This window comes from Frateuria sp. GZRe12, from assembly GCF_051900535.1.
In the GTDB taxonomy this organism is placed as follows: domain Bacteria; phylum Pseudomonadota; class Gammaproteobacteria; order Xanthomonadales; family Rhodanobacteraceae; genus Frateuria_A.
The window spans coordinates 44944-58045 of sequence record NZ_JBHZGI010000006.1; the positions used below are offsets into that span (position 1 = coordinate 44944).

15 protein-coding genes are annotated in these 13102 nt (G+C 69.3%); 7 read left to right on the top strand and 8 right to left on the bottom strand.

Annotated elements, in window-relative coordinates; genetic code table 11:
* Positions 1–18 precede the first annotated feature (18 nt).
* Positions 19–774 carry a lysophospholipid acyltransferase family protein gene (locus tag ACFWZ4_RS13535; protein ID WP_439705205.1) on the top strand — a complete coding sequence of 252 codons (756 nt, stop codon included), beginning with the start codon at positions 19–21 and terminating at the stop codon, positions 772–774.
* Here ACFWZ4_RS13535 and ACFWZ4_RS13540 read toward each other — a convergent pair.
* From ACFWZ4_RS13540 to ACFWZ4_RS13555, 4 genes are read right to left on the bottom strand one after another with little or no spacing between them, the layout of a single operon-like run.
* Positions 743–1261 carry an adenine phosphoribosyltransferase gene (locus tag ACFWZ4_RS13540; RefSeq protein ID WP_439705206.1) on the bottom strand — a complete coding sequence of 173 codons (519 nt, stop codon included), beginning with the start codon at positions 1259–1261 and terminating at the stop codon, positions 743–745. The two genes, ACFWZ4_RS13535 and ACFWZ4_RS13540, sit on opposite strands and share 32 nt — an antisense overlap.
* 22 nt (positions 1262–1283) lie before the next feature.
* Positions 1284–2195 carry a DMT family transporter gene (locus ACFWZ4_RS13545; RefSeq protein WP_439705207.1) on the bottom strand — a complete coding sequence of 304 codons (912 nt, stop codon included), beginning with the start codon at positions 2193–2195 and terminating at the stop codon, positions 1284–1286.
* A complete protein-coding gene (locus ACFWZ4_RS13550) occupies positions 2192–2467 on the bottom strand; it encodes a putative signal transducing protein (RefSeq protein ID WP_439705208.1) in 276 nt (91 codons plus the stop codon). The genes ACFWZ4_RS13545 and ACFWZ4_RS13550 overlap by 4 nt, the downstream gene beginning before the upstream one ends.
* 53 nt (positions 2468–2520) lie before the next feature.
* Positions 2521–3444, bottom strand: coding sequence for a 2OG-Fe(II) oxygenase (locus tag ACFWZ4_RS13555; RefSeq protein WP_439705209.1), 924 nt, complete (start codon positions 3442–3444; stop codon positions 2521–2523).
* A gap of 138 nt (positions 3445–3582) precedes the next feature.
* Between ACFWZ4_RS13555 and ACFWZ4_RS13560 the strand changes: the two genes are divergently transcribed.
* The 3 genes from ACFWZ4_RS13560 to ACFWZ4_RS13570 are packed head-to-tail and all read left to right on the top strand — an operon-like array spanning position 3583 to position 6618.
* Positions 3583–5349: a glutamine--tRNA ligase/YqeY domain fusion protein gene (locus ACFWZ4_RS13560; RefSeq protein WP_439705210.1), complete on the top strand. Its 1767-nt coding sequence runs from the start codon at positions 3583–3585 to the stop codon at positions 5347–5349.
* Between the two features lie 4 nt (positions 5350–5353).
* Positions 5354–5914, top strand: a complete 561-nt coding sequence (locus ACFWZ4_RS13565; protein ID WP_439705354.1) for a nucleoside deaminase — start codon at positions 5354–5356, stop codon at positions 5912–5914.
* On the top strand, positions 5911–6618 hold the full coding sequence (locus ACFWZ4_RS13570) for a TVP38/TMEM64 family protein (protein WP_439705211.1): 708 nt from the start codon (positions 5911–5913) through the stop codon (positions 6616–6618). Before ACFWZ4_RS13565 ends, ACFWZ4_RS13570 begins: the two co-directional genes overlap by 4 nt.
* Before the next feature lie 43 nt (positions 6619–6661).
* Here the strand turns inward: ACFWZ4_RS13570 and ACFWZ4_RS13575 are convergent, their stop codons facing one another.
* Genes ACFWZ4_RS13575 through lptF form a run of 4 tightly spaced genes read right to left on the bottom strand, consistent with a single transcriptional unit; the run spans position 6662 to position 10060 of the window.
* Positions 6662–7330, bottom strand: coding sequence for an HAD family hydrolase (locus tag ACFWZ4_RS13575; protein WP_439705212.1), 669 nt, complete (start codon positions 7328–7330; stop codon positions 6662–6664).
* Positions 7327–7794, bottom strand: a complete 468-nt coding sequence (locus tag ACFWZ4_RS13580) for an OsmC family protein (RefSeq protein ID WP_439705213.1) — start codon at positions 7792–7794, stop codon at positions 7327–7329. Before ACFWZ4_RS13580 ends, ACFWZ4_RS13575 begins: the two co-directional genes overlap by 4 nt.
* Positions 7795–7850: 56 nt before the next feature.
* Positions 7851–8948 (bottom strand): LPS export ABC transporter permease LptG, encoded by a 1098-nt coding sequence (gene lptG / locus ACFWZ4_RS13585; protein ID WP_439705214.1) that lies wholly within the window; start codon positions 8946–8948, stop codon positions 7851–7853.
* The gene (lptF, locus tag ACFWZ4_RS13590) at positions 8948–10060 is read right to left on the bottom strand and encodes an LPS export ABC transporter permease LptF (RefSeq protein WP_439705215.1); all 1113 of its coding nucleotides are present in this window, start codon (positions 10058–10060) and stop codon (positions 8948–8950) included. The genes lptG and lptF overlap by 1 nt, the downstream gene beginning before the upstream one ends.
* 91 nt (positions 10061–10151) lie before the next feature.
* Between lptF and ACFWZ4_RS13595 the strand changes: the two genes are divergently transcribed.
* The 3 genes from ACFWZ4_RS13595 (at position 10152) to ACFWZ4_RS13605 (ending at position 13101) form a co-directional block, all read left to right on the top strand.
* Entirely contained in the window at positions 10152–11645 is a 1494-nt protein-coding gene (locus tag ACFWZ4_RS13595) for a leucyl aminopeptidase (RefSeq protein WP_439705216.1), read from the top strand.
* 56 nt (positions 11646–11701) lie between these two features.
* Positions 11702–12124 carry a DNA polymerase III subunit chi gene (locus tag ACFWZ4_RS13600; protein WP_439705217.1) on the top strand — a complete coding sequence of 141 codons (423 nt, stop codon included), beginning with the start codon at positions 11702–11704 and terminating at the stop codon, positions 12122–12124.
* Positions 12125–12252: 128 nt separating this feature from the next.
* Entirely contained in the window at positions 12253–13101 is an 849-nt protein-coding gene (locus tag ACFWZ4_RS13605; protein WP_439705218.1) for a PP2C family protein-serine/threonine phosphatase, read from the top strand.
* Position 13102 lies beyond the last annotated feature (1 nt).

The window sequence follows — 13102 nt, forward strand, 5'->3', positions numbered from 1 at the left end:
ACTTTCCGGATCGCGTGTATGAAGCGCCTCGCCTGGGCGCTTTTCAATGCGCTGCAATTGCTTTTCACCCTGCTCTGGACCGCCGGCTGGATCTGCCTGGCGCTGCTGGTGCGCCTGCTGAGCGGCGGGCGTCACTGGCCGCTGCGGATGGCCTCGCGCTGCTGGGCGCCGGGTCTGCTGCGCGGTGCCGGCGCGCGGCTGGAGGTACACGGGATGGAGCGGATCGACTGGTCACGACCGCACGTGTTCGTGGCCAACCACCAGTCGATGATCGACATCTGCGCGCTGTTCCGAGCCTTGCCGGTGCCGGTGCGCTTCGTGCTCAAGCAGGAGCTTGCGAAGGTGCCGTTCGTGGGCTGGTACGCGCGGGCGATGGGCATGGTGTTCATCGAGCGCGGCAGCGCGCGAAGTTCGGCGCGGCGACTGCGCGCGGCGGTGGACCTGCTGCGCGATGGCGCCAGCTTATGCGCCTTCCCCGAAGGCACGCGCGGTCGTGGCCGCGTGGGTCCGTTCAAGGGCGGCGCCTTCCAGTTGGCGATCGAGGCGGGCGCACAGGTGGTGCCGGTGGCGATCGAAGGCAGCGGCAGCGTGTTGCCGGCCGCCGGGTTTCACGTTCGGCCGGGACGCATCGTGGTGCGCTTCGGCGAGCCGCTGACCACGCAGGGCCTGGCGCCGCACGAGCGCAACGCGTTGGCCGGCCAGGCCCGCGACGCGGTGATCGCCTTGCTGGAAGGCCGACCGTTCAGTAGCGCAGCAATGCGTGCAGCGGCGTAACGCTCTTCCAACGCGCCCTGCCCCCCAACGCTTCCAGTTCGATCACCACGCCGGCACCCACCAGTTCGACGCCGAGCCGATCCAGCAGCACCTGCGCCGCCGCCAGCGTGCCGCCGGTGGCAAGCACGTCGTCGACCAGCAGCGCCCGCTCGCCGCGGGCCAGCGCGTCGGCGCGCACCTCCAGCCGGTCGTGTCCGTATTCGAGCGCGTAATCGACGCCCATCACGGGCGGTGGCAGTTTGCCCGGCTTGCGCAAGGGCACGAAGCCGGCATTGAGCTTCTGCGCCAGCGCGGCGCCGAAAATGAAGCCGCGCGACTCGATCCCGCACACTGCGCGAACGCCCTCGCCCAGCCAGCGCGCGGCCAGCGCATCGACGCAGCGCGCGAAGGCGCCGGCATCGGCCAGCAGGGGCGTGACGTCGCGGAAGACGACGCCCGGCTGCGGGAAGTCGGGCACAGCTCGGATGAGGGTTTCGAAGTCGTGCATTACGTGGCCCTGTGAGGAAATCCTATTTTTGCCGGGCGCCGCGCAAGGTACCCAGCAGGATGCCGGCCAACGCCAGCGCCAACCCCGACCAATCGCCCGCGCCGGTCGGGCGCCTGAACAACAGCACGTCCAGCACGAACGCCAGCGCCGGTTGCAGCAGCAACAACAATCCCACCATCGAGGCCGGCAGCAGCGGCATCGCGCGCACCATCAGCAACCAGGCCACGACCTGCCCAAAGAAGCCCAGCGCCAGCAACGCGCTCCAGCTGCGCGCCGTCACCAGCGCGAAGGTGTCCCCCTCGAACGCGCCCCACGCCAGGAGCAACAACGCGCTCAGCAGGCTCATCAAGCCCAGGAATTGCGCCGCAGACAGCGCCGTGTGCCCCGACAACGCCCGCCGGAAGCTGAGCAGGTACAGCGTGTAGGCCACGCCGCTGGCCAGCCCGAACCACACGCCGAGCCGGTGCCGCGCGTCGAACAGCGCCCAATGCGCGCCGACCAGCAACCACAGCCCCGCGAGCGCCACCACCAGGCCCGGCGCGAACCACGTTCCCAGCCGCTCGCGGTAGACCCACCAGCCGGCCAATGCCATCAGGAACACCTGGAAATTGGTCAGCAACGTGGCTACGCCGGGCCCCACCCAGAGGATCGAGCGGTGCCAGAAGATTAGGTCCAGCGAAAACCCCAGCGCCGGCAGCAGGGCCAGCCCGAGATCGTGCCATCCGATGCGCACCCAGCGCCGCGTCAGCACCACCCAGCCCAGCAGCATCGCGCCACCGAACAGCATGCGGTAGAAGGCCGAAACGGTCGGGGGCACCTGCGCCAGCACCACGAAGATGCTGGTGGTGGACAGCAGCATTGCGCCGAGCGCCATGCGGCCGACCGCTGCCGGCGGCGCCGCTGGCGCCGCGATCGCGGGAGCCCGTGCGGTCACGGCGTGTCGGTCGCCAGCTGCGCGTCGCCGTCCCAATCGTCGATCGACGCGCGCGCCTCGGCCAGTTGCGCTTCGATCCGGCGCACCACCACGTCGGCGGCCTCGGAGGAGGACTCGGGCACCATCACCGCGACATAGTCGAGCGCCGGCAACTGGCCCACCGCGCCGGTCAGGTATTCGCCGGAAATGAACGCGGGAATCTCCTCGCGTTCCAGCGCATCCTTCACCAGATGGGCGTCGATCAGGCTTTCGGCTCGGTAGGCGATGCGCATGCAGCCACGCTACTGCGCGCCCCGTGGGGCGGCAAGCCCCGCTGCCTGCGGGGCTATCGGCGGAACCGCACGTAGGCGCGCTTGGCCAGGTAGAGCAGGTGACCGGTCAAGCCGCGGTCCTGCGCCTGGCGCAACGCGGTGTTTTCCGCATAGAGCATGCGGATGTGGGCGTCGCGCAGCTCCAGCAACTGCCTGATCTCGGCCACGTCGCCACGCGAGAGCGTGCGGCCTTCGTCGATGTGGCCGGGAAGCTGGCGGTTGACGTAATAGGTGGTATGCCGCGGCGCGGTTTCCTCCGCGGGCCGGTCCTTCGTGTAGAAGTAGAGCGCGATCGAGCGACGCGTCAGGTCCGCTCGCTGCGGCGGCAGCCGGATCGGATCGAACGCATGCCAGGAACGCTCGGAGGTTTCGAAAATCACGCAGCGGTTGAACAGCGGCGCCACCGAGCGTGTCGGCCTGGCATCGGCGTGGGGATCGCGGAACAGCTCCAGGCAACCGCCCCACTCCGCTTCCCATTCCGGGTTGAGGTAGACGATCAGGTTGAGCCGCCGGTGCCAGCGCTCGCTGGGATGGAAGTTGAAGTCCACGTGCGGATCGAGCGCCATCCCGTTGCGATTCTCGTGGGTGCCGCCGCCGAGGTACCACGGGTCATAGATCAGCCCCTGGATACCCGTGATTTCGCCGACCGCCTTCAAGAATTCCGGGCTCTTGATCGCGTCGTCCAGGCGCTGGTAGGCCGGTCCGGCGCCGCGGATGCGATCGAGTGTCGACTTGCCGCCGGGCGTGCCGTCGTCGCCGACGCTGTTGCCGCGCTCGAAGGCGGGGAACGATGCCAGCAGTTCCCTGGCGAAGGTCGGGTCCAGGAAATTCTCGATCACCACGTGCGGGAAGGGCACCGCCGAGGTGAAGTTGGCACGGTGGTCCGCCGCGGTTTCGAGGACGCGCGGATCGAGGATGGACAGGCCGGCTGCAGGCATCGGGCGTTTCGATGGAAGGGAATCGGCCGATTGTAGCGGGCGGGCCCGGCCGTGACGCCCTGCCGCACCATCCGCGGGCAGATGCGCAACTCAGGGTAAACTCCCCTGTTTCCGCCCGCACCCGCCCGAGCCGCACCGATGTCCAGCGAGAACACCGCCGCCGAAGCCGCCAGCCACGAGAACATGCCGCGCGCCGACGTGCAGCGGGATTTCGTGCGCCAGATCATTCGCGAGGACCTCGCCACCGGCAAGCACACCGCGATCCGCACGCGCTTCCCGCCGGAACCCAACGGCTACCTGCACATCGGCCACGCCAAGGCGATCTGCCTGAACTTCGGCATCGCGCGCGAGTTCGGCGGCTGGTGCAACCTGCGCCTGGACGACACCAACCCCGGCAAGGAAGACCCCGAGTTCGTCGCCGGGATCAAGGACGACGTGCGCTGGCTGGGCTACGAGTGGCACGACCTGCGCCACGCCTCTGACTATTTCGACGTGTTCTACCGCGCCGCGCTCAAGCTGATCGAGGACGGCAAGGCCTATGTCGACGACCTGTCCGCCGACGAGGTGCGCGAGTACCGCGGCACCTTGACCGAGCCGGGCCGCAACTCGCCGTATCGCGAGCGTTCGATCGAGGAAAACCTCGATCTGTTCCGGCGCATGCGCGCGGGCGAATTCGCCGACGGCAGCAAGACGCTGCGCGCGAAGATCGACATGGCCTCGGGCAACATCAACCTGCGCGATCCGGCGCTCTACCGCATCCGCAAGGTCGCGCACCAGAACACCGGCGACGCCTGGCCGATCTATCCGATGTACGACTTCGCGCACGCGCTGTCCGACGCGATGGAAGGCATCACCCACTCGCTGTGCACGCTGGAGTTCGAGGACCACCGCCCGCTCTATGACTGGTGCGTGGACAACGTCGACCTGACCGCGCATCCGGCGCTGTGGCAGTCGGTCGTCGATGCCGGGCTCGAGGCGAAGCCCGCCAAGCCGCGCCAGATCGAGTTCTCGCGCCTGAACCTGTCCTACTGCATCACCAGCAAGCGCAAGCTCGCGCAGTTGGTGAACGAGGGCCTGGTCGACGGCTGGGACGACCCGCGCATGAACACCCTGCGCGGCCTGCGCCGGCGCGGTTTCACGCCGGCCGGCCTGCGCCTGCTGATCGAGCGCCTCGGCATCAGCAAGCAGAACAGCGTGATCGACTACGCGATCCTCGAGAACTGCGTGCGCGAGGACCTGGACGCGACCGCGCCCCGGCGCATGGCCGTGCTCGACCCGCTCAAACTGACCATCACCAACCTGCCGGGCAACCACGAGGAAACCTTGCGGTTCGCCAACCATCCGAAGGACGAGAGCTTCGGCACGCGCGAGGTGCCGTTCGGCAGCACCGTGTGGATCGAGCGCGAGGACTTCGCCGAAGTCCCGCCGAAGGGTTTCAAGCGCCTCGTCCCTGGTGGCGAGGTGCGCCTGCGCGGCGTGGGTATCGTCAAGTGCGAGGAGGTCGTCAAGGACGCTGCCGGCGACGTGATCGAGCTGCGCTGCACGCTCGATCCGGAGTCGCGCGCCGGCCTGCCGGGCGCCGACCGCAAGGTCAAGGGCACCATCCACTGGGTCAGCGCGCGCCACGCGGTCGCCGCCGAGGTGCGCATGTACGACCGCCTGTTCGACGCGCCCGCGCCGGACGACGAGAGCGACGGCAAGAGCTGGATCGAGCACATCAATCCGGACGCCAAGCGCATCGGTCGCGGCTGGCTCGAGCCGGCGGCGGCGAACGCCGAACCGGAACAGCGCTTCCAGTTCGAACGGCTGGGCTACTTCGTCGCCGACCGCATCGACCACCGCCCGGAGGCGCCGGTGTTCAACCGCACGGTGACGCTGCGCGACACCTGGGCCAAGCAGGCCTGACGTGCTGCTGCCGCTGCAACTGCACCTCACCCTGCCGCCCTGGGTCGGCGAAGTCGCGGATACGGGCCGGCGCTATCTCACCGACGAGGAGCGCGTGGGCCTGGCGATCGAATTGGCGCGCCAGAACATCAAGCGCAGCCACGGGGGTCCCTTCGGCGCGGCGGTGTTCCACGAGGACGGCCGCCTGGTTTCCGCCGGCATCAATCGCGTCGTGCCGCAAACCTGCTCGGTGGCGCACGCGGAGATGATGGCCTACATGCTGGCCCAGCAGCGCCTGTCGAGCTTCCGCCTCAACGCGGGCGACAACGGCCGCTACATCCTGGCCACCAGCGCGCAGCCCTGCTGCCAGTGCTATGGCGCCACCGTGTGGGCGGGCATCGACGAGCTGCTGATCGGCGCGCGCGGCGAGGACGTCGAGTCGCTCACCACCTTCGACGAAGGCCCGCTCCCGGCCGACTGGATCAGCCAGCTCGAGCGCCGCGGCATCGCCGTGCGCCGCGACATCCTGCGCGAACAGGCCCGCGCGGTGCTCGCCGAGTACGGCCAGGGCGGAGCGCACTATTGAGCCGGCTGCGCGCCGCGTTGCCGTTGCTGCTGCTGGTGGTCGCCGGCGTGGTGCTGTTCGCTTCCGGGGCGCTGGACCGGCTCAATCCCGAGCAACTGGTCGCGCACCAGGGTGAACTGCACGTACAGATCGCGAGCCACCCCTGGCTCAGCCGGCTGGCCTACATCGGCCTGCTGACGCTGGCCATGGCGACGGGCATTCCCGGCACGGTGATCATCATCTTCGCCGGCGGCTTCGCCTTTGGCGTGGTCGAGGGCACTACCTGGTCGTCGATCGGGCTGACGCTCGGTTCGCTGATCCTGTTCCTGGCCAGCCGCTACGCCTTCGGCGCGGGCAGCCGCCATCCGCCGGCGCTGGTCGCGCGATTGCACCGTGGCTTCGAGCAGCACCCCGTGAGCTACACCTTGTTCCTGCGCTTCGTGCCGGTCGCACCGTTCGGCCTGATCACCGTCTGCCTGGCGTGGCTGCGCTGCCCGATGTGGCTGTTCCTCGGCGCCACGTGGCTGGGCGGAACCGTCGCGCTCATCTTCGAAACCTCGATCGGCGCCGGCCTGGGCCACGCGCTCAGGCAAAGCGACCGGATCGGCTTCGGGCTGTTCATGCATCGCGACGTGCTGCTGCCGCTGGGCGCGATCGCCCTGCTCGCACTGGTGCCGTTGCTGATCGGCCGCCTCACGCGCCACTGGCGCCAGCCGGAAGGCTGAGCGCCAGCGCGATCAGCGATGGCGGTCGCGCCCGAGGGCGCCGCTACACGGGGCTGGCGACGCTCTCCTCCAGCAGGGCAGGCAACGCGTCCATCGAAGTGAACACGCGATGCGCGCCGGCTTCGCGCAGGCGCATGGCCGGTGTCCGGGCGGCGAATCCGAGCACGCGCATGCCCGCCGCCACGCCCGCGGCGACGCCGGCCGGCGAATCCTCGACCACCACGCAGGCCGCAGTCGCCACGCCCATGCGGCCGGCGGCATGCAGGAACAGGTCCGGCGCCGGCTTGCCGCGCGCCACGTGGGCCGCGCTGAACAGGCGGCCTTCGAAGCGCCGCAGCAAGCCGACCCGGTCCAGGCTTAAGCGCATCTTGTCGGGACTACCGTTGGAGGCGACGCAGGACGGCAGCGCGAGTCCGTCGAGCACCTTCGCCACTCCAGGAATTGGCGCGAGTTCCGCCGCCAACGCATCGAACAGGTGCCGGTCGTGTTCGGTCTCGAAATCGTCCGGCAAGGGCCGTCCCAGCCGCTCGACGACGAGCGCGAGGCAATGCGCCATCGTGCGGCCGAGGAACAGCTCGTCCATTTGTCGGTCGTCGATATCCAGCCCTTGCTCGGCCAGCATCCGCGCGAACACGCGGTTGGCGATCGCCTCGCTGTCGACCAGCACGCCGTCGCAGTCGAAAATCACCAGGCCGGGCGGAACGCCTCTCACTCGAAGACCGGTTCGCAGCGCACGTCGCAGCGCACGGAATGGGCCAGGTAGCAGGTGTCGTGCGCCTGGTGGTGCAGCTGCCCGACCTGTTCGCGGGTGGGCAGGACGTTGCCGGAAAAATCCACGCGTGGTCGCAAGAGCACGTCGCGCATGACCGTGCGTCCGTGATCGTCACGCCCCATGGTGCCGGTCGCCGCGTCGCGGTAGCTGTCCACGCGGAAGCCCTGGCGCGCCGCCAGGCTGAGAAACCACAACATGTGGCAGCTCGCCAGCGAGGCGACGAACGCCTCTTCCGGGTCCACCGCGGACGGGTCGGACATCGGCGCCGGCACCACGTCCGGCGAGGAAGACATGAGCAACTGCTCCCCGCCATCGAAGCGCGCCATGTGCCTGCGGCTGTAGCGGTTGTCGATGAAGCCCTGGTCCTCGCGGGTCCAGGTCAGCTCGGCGGTGTGCTTGCTCATGTCATGCCCCTCTGGTTCGACTGGCCGGACCCTGCAGGAACACGCCTGAAGGGACATCAGCTGCGCTTGCGGAAATACAGCCACGCCCCGAGCGCCAGCACTCCCGCGGGCAGCAGGTTGGCCGGCAGCGGCGGTACGCCGTAGATGGTGGCGAAGTTCACCAGTGCCTTCTGCAGGAAGTACCAGCCGATCGCCAGCAGGATGCCCACGAAGATGCGCTTGCCCAAGCCCCCCGAACGCAGCGCGCCGAAGGCGAACGGCATCGCGCACAGCACCAGTACCAGCACGTTGAACGGGTACAGCACGCGACCCCAGAAAGTCACCGCATAGACGCCCGGGCTCTGCCCGTTGCGCTCGAGGTAACTCATGTTGCGGTAGAGGTCGCGCATGGGCAGGTACTGCGGCTGGGTCACCGACTGCTCCAGCACGCGCGGGTTGAGTTGCGAGTCCCAGCCCTCGCTGGCGCGGGCGGTGGTGTGCGTGCCGTTCGCGCCGAGGGTCGTGGTGCGCACTCCCTTGAGGATCCACTGCCGACCGTCGTTCTCAGCCGATTGCGCCCAGTCGAAACGGTCGATCTGGCCATCCGGCGTCAGCGTGAAGACACGCACGTCCGCCAGCTGCACCACGTTGTGACCCTCCACCTGCTTGATCAGCGTGGCCTTGGCGTTGACGATGCGCTTGCCGTCGCGGGCCCACAGCCCGGTGCTGCCGGACAGGCCCAGGTGGTTGGCCTTCATGCGCAGCTGGATGGCCTGCGCCTTCTGGTCGCCCCATGGCGCTGCGGTCTCGCCCAGGATGGTCACGCCCACGATCAGCACGGCCACCACGCCCGCCGCCGAGGCGGCGATACGCAGTCGCGACATGCCGGCGGCGCGCAGCGCGGTCAGCTCGCCGTTGCCGGCCAGGCTGCCCAGCCCCATCAGGCCGCCGATCACCGCGGCGAAGATGAAGTACTCGTACAGGCGCCGCGGCACGGTGACCAGCACGTAGCTGATCGCGTCGAACGTGGTGAAGCCGTTGCGCCCCACGAATCCGAGCTGGCGCAGCAACTGGGTCACCACGTCGAAGCCGGTCAACACCAGCCAGGTGGTCAGCAGCGACCCAAGGACCGTAAGGCCGACCAGCCGGTCGACCCGCTTGATCGTCAAGCCCATCACGCCACCGCCTTGCGCGGGCCGCGCGGCTTGCCGGGAGCGTGCTGCTTCCAGAACAGCCACCCCGCCAGCCCCAGCGCCAGCAGGTGCACCAGCAGCAACGGCATCGAATTGGCCCAATGCCCCTTGCCGATCTGCGCGCGCCCCAACGCCAGCAGCAGGTAGTAGAAGTAGAAGCCCAGCAGCGCCAGCAGGATGCGCCCGTATCGCGGCTCGCGCGGGCTCTGCCGCGACAGCGGCAGGGCGAGCATCAGCAGCACGAACGCCATCGGCGGCGCATGGATGCGCCAGGCGAACTCGGCGCGCGCGTCAGGCGAAGGCGAGGTGGCCAGCGCCCAGGTTCCCTGCGAGTGCGCGGGATCCTCCTCGTCGTCGGCCTTCACGTCGGACAGCGCCACGTCGTTGCGCGCGTATTGCATGCGCCACCAGTCGTCGCGACCGAGCGGGATCTTGTATTGCCAGCCGTTGCGCAACGCCATGAAGCGGCCTTCGCCGCTGCTCTCCTGGTACAGCTGCCCACCCGCGGCGGTGACCACCTTGAGCTGGCGGACCCCATCGCTGTCTTCGCTCTCGGTGGCGACGAAGGTCTTGCCCAGCACGCTGCCGTCGCGGCTCAGGCGGTCGACGAAGATGATGCCGCCCTTGCCCGGCAGCTCGGTGAAGCGGCCGGCGTCCAGGCCGGCGGCGATCACCGAACGATTGGCCTCGGCCACCAGCGTGTCGGCGGTGCGCACGGCCCAGGGCCCGAGCCACAGCGACACCACGCCGGTGATCAGCACGATGATGCCGGCCAGGATCGCCACCGGTTTGAGCAGCCCGCGTGGACCCATGCCGGAGGAAGCGAGCACGTGCATCTCGCTTTCGCGGTACATGCGGCCCAGCGCCATCATCACGCCGAGGAAGCCGGCCAGCGGCAGGAGGTTGGTCAGGCCGTCCAGCGTGCGCAGGCCGAGCACCGGGAACATCACGCTGGCGGGAAAGCTGCCGCCCGCCACCTGTTGCAGGACCTTGGCGAAGGTGGTGCCGGTGATGATGGCGACCAGCACGATGGCCGTGGCCGCCACCGTCTGGGCCAGCTCGCGGAGGAAGTAGCGGTCGAGGATGCTCAGCATGCGATAGGATTGAATGTCTCGCACCGCAGGCCGGCGCTAAAGCGCCAAGTCTAGCCGGTTAGTACCTTTCCCGACTTGCAGGACCCACTTCATGACGCTTCAGTTCAGTCTGGTCGCCGCCAGCACCTCGCCCGAAACCGTCGATACGCCCTGCCTGGTGGTGGGCGTGTACGAGAACGGTTTGCTGACCAGCGCCGCCGCCCGCGTGGACGGTGCCGCCGAGGGCGCGATCAAGCGCCAGGTCGAGAGCGGCGACGTCAACGGCAAGGCCGGCAGCGTCAGCGTGCTGTTCGCGCCCGCCGGCGTGGCCGCCCGTCGCGTGCTGGTGGTGGGCCTGGGCGCGCAGAAGAGTTTCGACGCCGCGCGCTTCCAGAAGGTGAACCTCGAAGCGATCCGCGCGCTGGGCAAACTCCCGGTCGATTCGGCCGTGTCGTTCCTGACCGAGGTCGACGTGCCCGGCTGCGACGCCGCCTGGCGCGTGCGTACCGCGGCGCTGGCCGCCGATCACGCGGCCTATCGCTACACCGCCACCTTCAAGCCGCGCGAGAAGAGCGCGCAGCCGGAGCTGAAGTCGGTGGCCTTCGCCGCCGGCGACGAAGCGCAGTCGGGTCTCGACCAGGCGGTGGCCATTGCAGAAGGCGTGCGCTTCGCCCGCGAGCTGGCCAACCTGCCGCCGAACATCTGCACTCCCGCCTACATCGCCGCGCGCGCGCAGGCGTTCGCCGAGGCCAGCGCGGGTGTCAGCTGCCGCGTGCTCGACCACGAGGAAATGGAAAAACTCGGCTTCGGGTCGTTGCTGGCGGTCGGCCGCGGCTCGACGAACAAGCCGCGACTGATCGCGCTGGAGTACAAGGGCGGCGCCGCGGGCGACAAGCCCTACGCGTTCGTCGGCAAGGGCATCACCTTCGATTCGGGCGGCCTTAGCCTCAAGCCGGGCGCCGGCATGGAAGAAATGAAGTTCGACATGGGCGGCGCGGCCGGCGTGCTGGGCGCATTCGTCGCCGCGGTCAACATGAGGCTCAAGCTCAACCTGGTCTGCGTGGTGCCGTCGGCCGAGAACATGCCCGACGGCGACAGCTACCGCCCCAGCGACGTGCTCACCAGCCTGTCGGGGCTGACCATCGAGGTGCTCAACACCGACGCCGAGGGTCGCCTGATCCTGTGCGACGCCCTGACCTGGACGGCCCAGACCTACCAGCCCAAGGCCATCGTCGATGCCGCCACGCTCACCGGCGCCTGCGTCGTCGCACTGGGCAAGCACGCCACCGGCCTCATGAGCAAGCACGACGACCTGGCCGCGGAGTTGCTGGATGCCGGCGAGCACACGCTCGACCGCGCCTGGCGCCTGCCGCTGTGGGACGACTACCAGGTGCAGCTGGAATCCGGTTTCGCCGACGTGGCCAACATCGGCGGCAAGAGCGCCGGCGCGATCACCGCCGCCTGCTTCCTGTCGCGTTTCACCGAAGGCCAGCGCTGGGCGCACCTGGACATCGCCGGCACCGCGTGGGACGAGGGCCGCAAGGGCCTGGCCACTGGCCGCCCGGTGCCGCTGCTGGCGCAGTGGCTGATCGATCGCGCCGGCTGACCGCCACCGGCGCCGCACGCGCGGCGCCGGACTTCTCTCATCCTGCCGAGTCGATCATGCCCCGCGCCGACTTCTATTTGATCGACAAGCCGCGCTTCCGCGAGCAGCCCCTGCTGCTGGTGTGCGAACTGGCGCGACGCGCCTATGCGGCGCAGCAGCCGACGCTGATCCTCACCCGCGATTTCGAGCAGGCCGAGGCGGTCGACGAACTGCTGTGGGACTTCGACAGCGACGCCTACATCCCGCACCAGCTGGCGGGCGACGACGACGACGCGCACACCGCCGTGCTGATCGTGCCGCCCGGCATCGGCACCGACGACCGACCGCTGCTGATCAACCTGCGCGACGCCTGTCCGAACGGACGCTTCGAGCGCGTGCTGGAAGTGGTAGCCGCGGACGAGGCCGAACGCACCGGCTCGCGCGAGCGCTGGCGCGAGTACCACCAACGCGGCTTCCAGCTCGCCAAGTTCGACATGTAGGCGCCACTTGCGGGCGCGCGCGTCCGGCATACCGGTGCCTTTCGCCCGTAGGAGCGCGAAGCCGGGTGGTCCGCACTGCGCCGGCCCAGGCGGTATGCTCTTGGCCATCTTCGGACAGGGGCCGGACGATGGATCAGGGGATCGAGGAAGCGCAGGCGGTGCCGTCAGTCGTGGCCGGCCGCGCACGCGGCGGGCGCGCCACGCAACAGGATGCCTGCATCTGCCTGCATGACCCGGCCACCGATACGCGGTTGCTGGTGCTGGCCGACGGCATGGGCGGCGACGGCGCCGGCGAGCTGGCGTCCGCGGGCGTCATCGAGGTCACCCACCGGTTGTGGCAGCAGGGCCTGTGGCGCGAACAGCCCGGCCCGCTGTTCCTCGAATCGCTTTGCCAGTCCGCCCACGCCGAGTTGCGCCGGCGCGGCGAGGGACTGATCGGCGCCGAACCGCACTCGACGGTCGTCACGCTGCTTATCCGCGGACGCCGCGCCTGCTGGGCGCACGTGGGCGACAGCCGGCTTTACCGTTTTCAGCGCGGACGCCTCCTTGGCCGCACGCAGGACCACAGCGTGGCGCAGATGAAGGTGGCCCGTGGCGAGCTCGAGGCCGAGGCCATGGGCGAGGACATCGACCAGCACATGCTGCTGCGCGGGCTGGGCGGGCCGCATCCGCCCCAGGTTGAGCACGGTCTGGCCGTGCTGCGTTTGGGCCAGTCCTTCGCGCTGTGCAGCGACGGCGTGTGGGAGCGGCTATCGACCGTGGAGCTCGCCCGGCTTGCGCGCCGGCGCAATCAGCGAGAGGCCCTGCACGAAGCACTGGCCCGGGCGGTGGAGCGCGGCGGCGTGGACGGCGACAATGTGTCCTTGATCTTCGCCCGGATAGGCTGGATGCAATGGTTGCGCGCCCGCAGTCGTGGACTGTGGAAGCGCCTTGCCCGCCGCCGCATGGCGGGCGACTTGGGTATCGGACAGGTATGAG

What these genes read in the sequence shown, in the direction of transcription:
- ACFWZ4_RS13535 (WP_439705205.1), top strand. Translation starts at nt 19, where the DNA reads ATGAAGCGCCTCGCCTGGGCGCTTTTCAATGCGCTGCAATTGCTTTTC.
- ACFWZ4_RS13540 (WP_439705206.1), bottom strand. Translation starts at nt 1,261, where the DNA reads ATGCACGACTTCGAAACCCTCATCCGAGCTGTGCCCGACTTCCCGCAG.
- ACFWZ4_RS13550 (WP_439705208.1), bottom strand. Translation starts at nt 2,467, where the DNA reads ATGCGCATCGCCTACCGAGCCGAAAGCCTGATCGACGCCCATCTGGTG.
- ACFWZ4_RS13555 (WP_439705209.1), bottom strand. Translation starts at nt 3,444, where the DNA reads ATGCCTGCAGCCGGCCTGTCCATCCTCGATCCGCGCGTCCTCGAAACC.
- ACFWZ4_RS13560 (WP_439705210.1), top strand. Translation starts at nt 3,583, where the DNA reads ATGTCCAGCGAGAACACCGCCGCCGAAGCCGCCAGCCACGAGAACATG.
- ACFWZ4_RS13580 (WP_439705213.1), bottom strand. Translation starts at nt 7,794, where the DNA reads ATGAGCAAGCACACCGCCGAGCTGACCTGGACCCGCGAGGACCAGGGC.
- lptG (WP_439705214.1), bottom strand. Translation starts at nt 8,948, where the DNA reads ATGGGCTTGACGATCAAGCGGGTCGACCGGCTGGTCGGCCTTACGGTC.
- lptF (WP_439705215.1), bottom strand. Translation starts at nt 10,060, where the DNA reads ATGCTGAGCATCCTCGACCGCTACTTCCTCCGCGAGCTGGCCCAGACG.
- ACFWZ4_RS13595 (WP_439705216.1), top strand. Translation starts at nt 10,152, where the DNA reads ATGACGCTTCAGTTCAGTCTGGTCGCCGCCAGCACCTCGCCCGAAACC.
- ACFWZ4_RS13600 (WP_439705217.1), top strand. Translation starts at nt 11,702, where the DNA reads ATGCCCCGCGCCGACTTCTATTTGATCGACAAGCCGCGCTTCCGCGAG.
- ACFWZ4_RS13605 (WP_439705218.1), top strand. Translation starts at nt 12,253, where the DNA reads ATGGATCAGGGGATCGAGGAAGCGCAGGCGGTGCCGTCAGTCGTGGCC.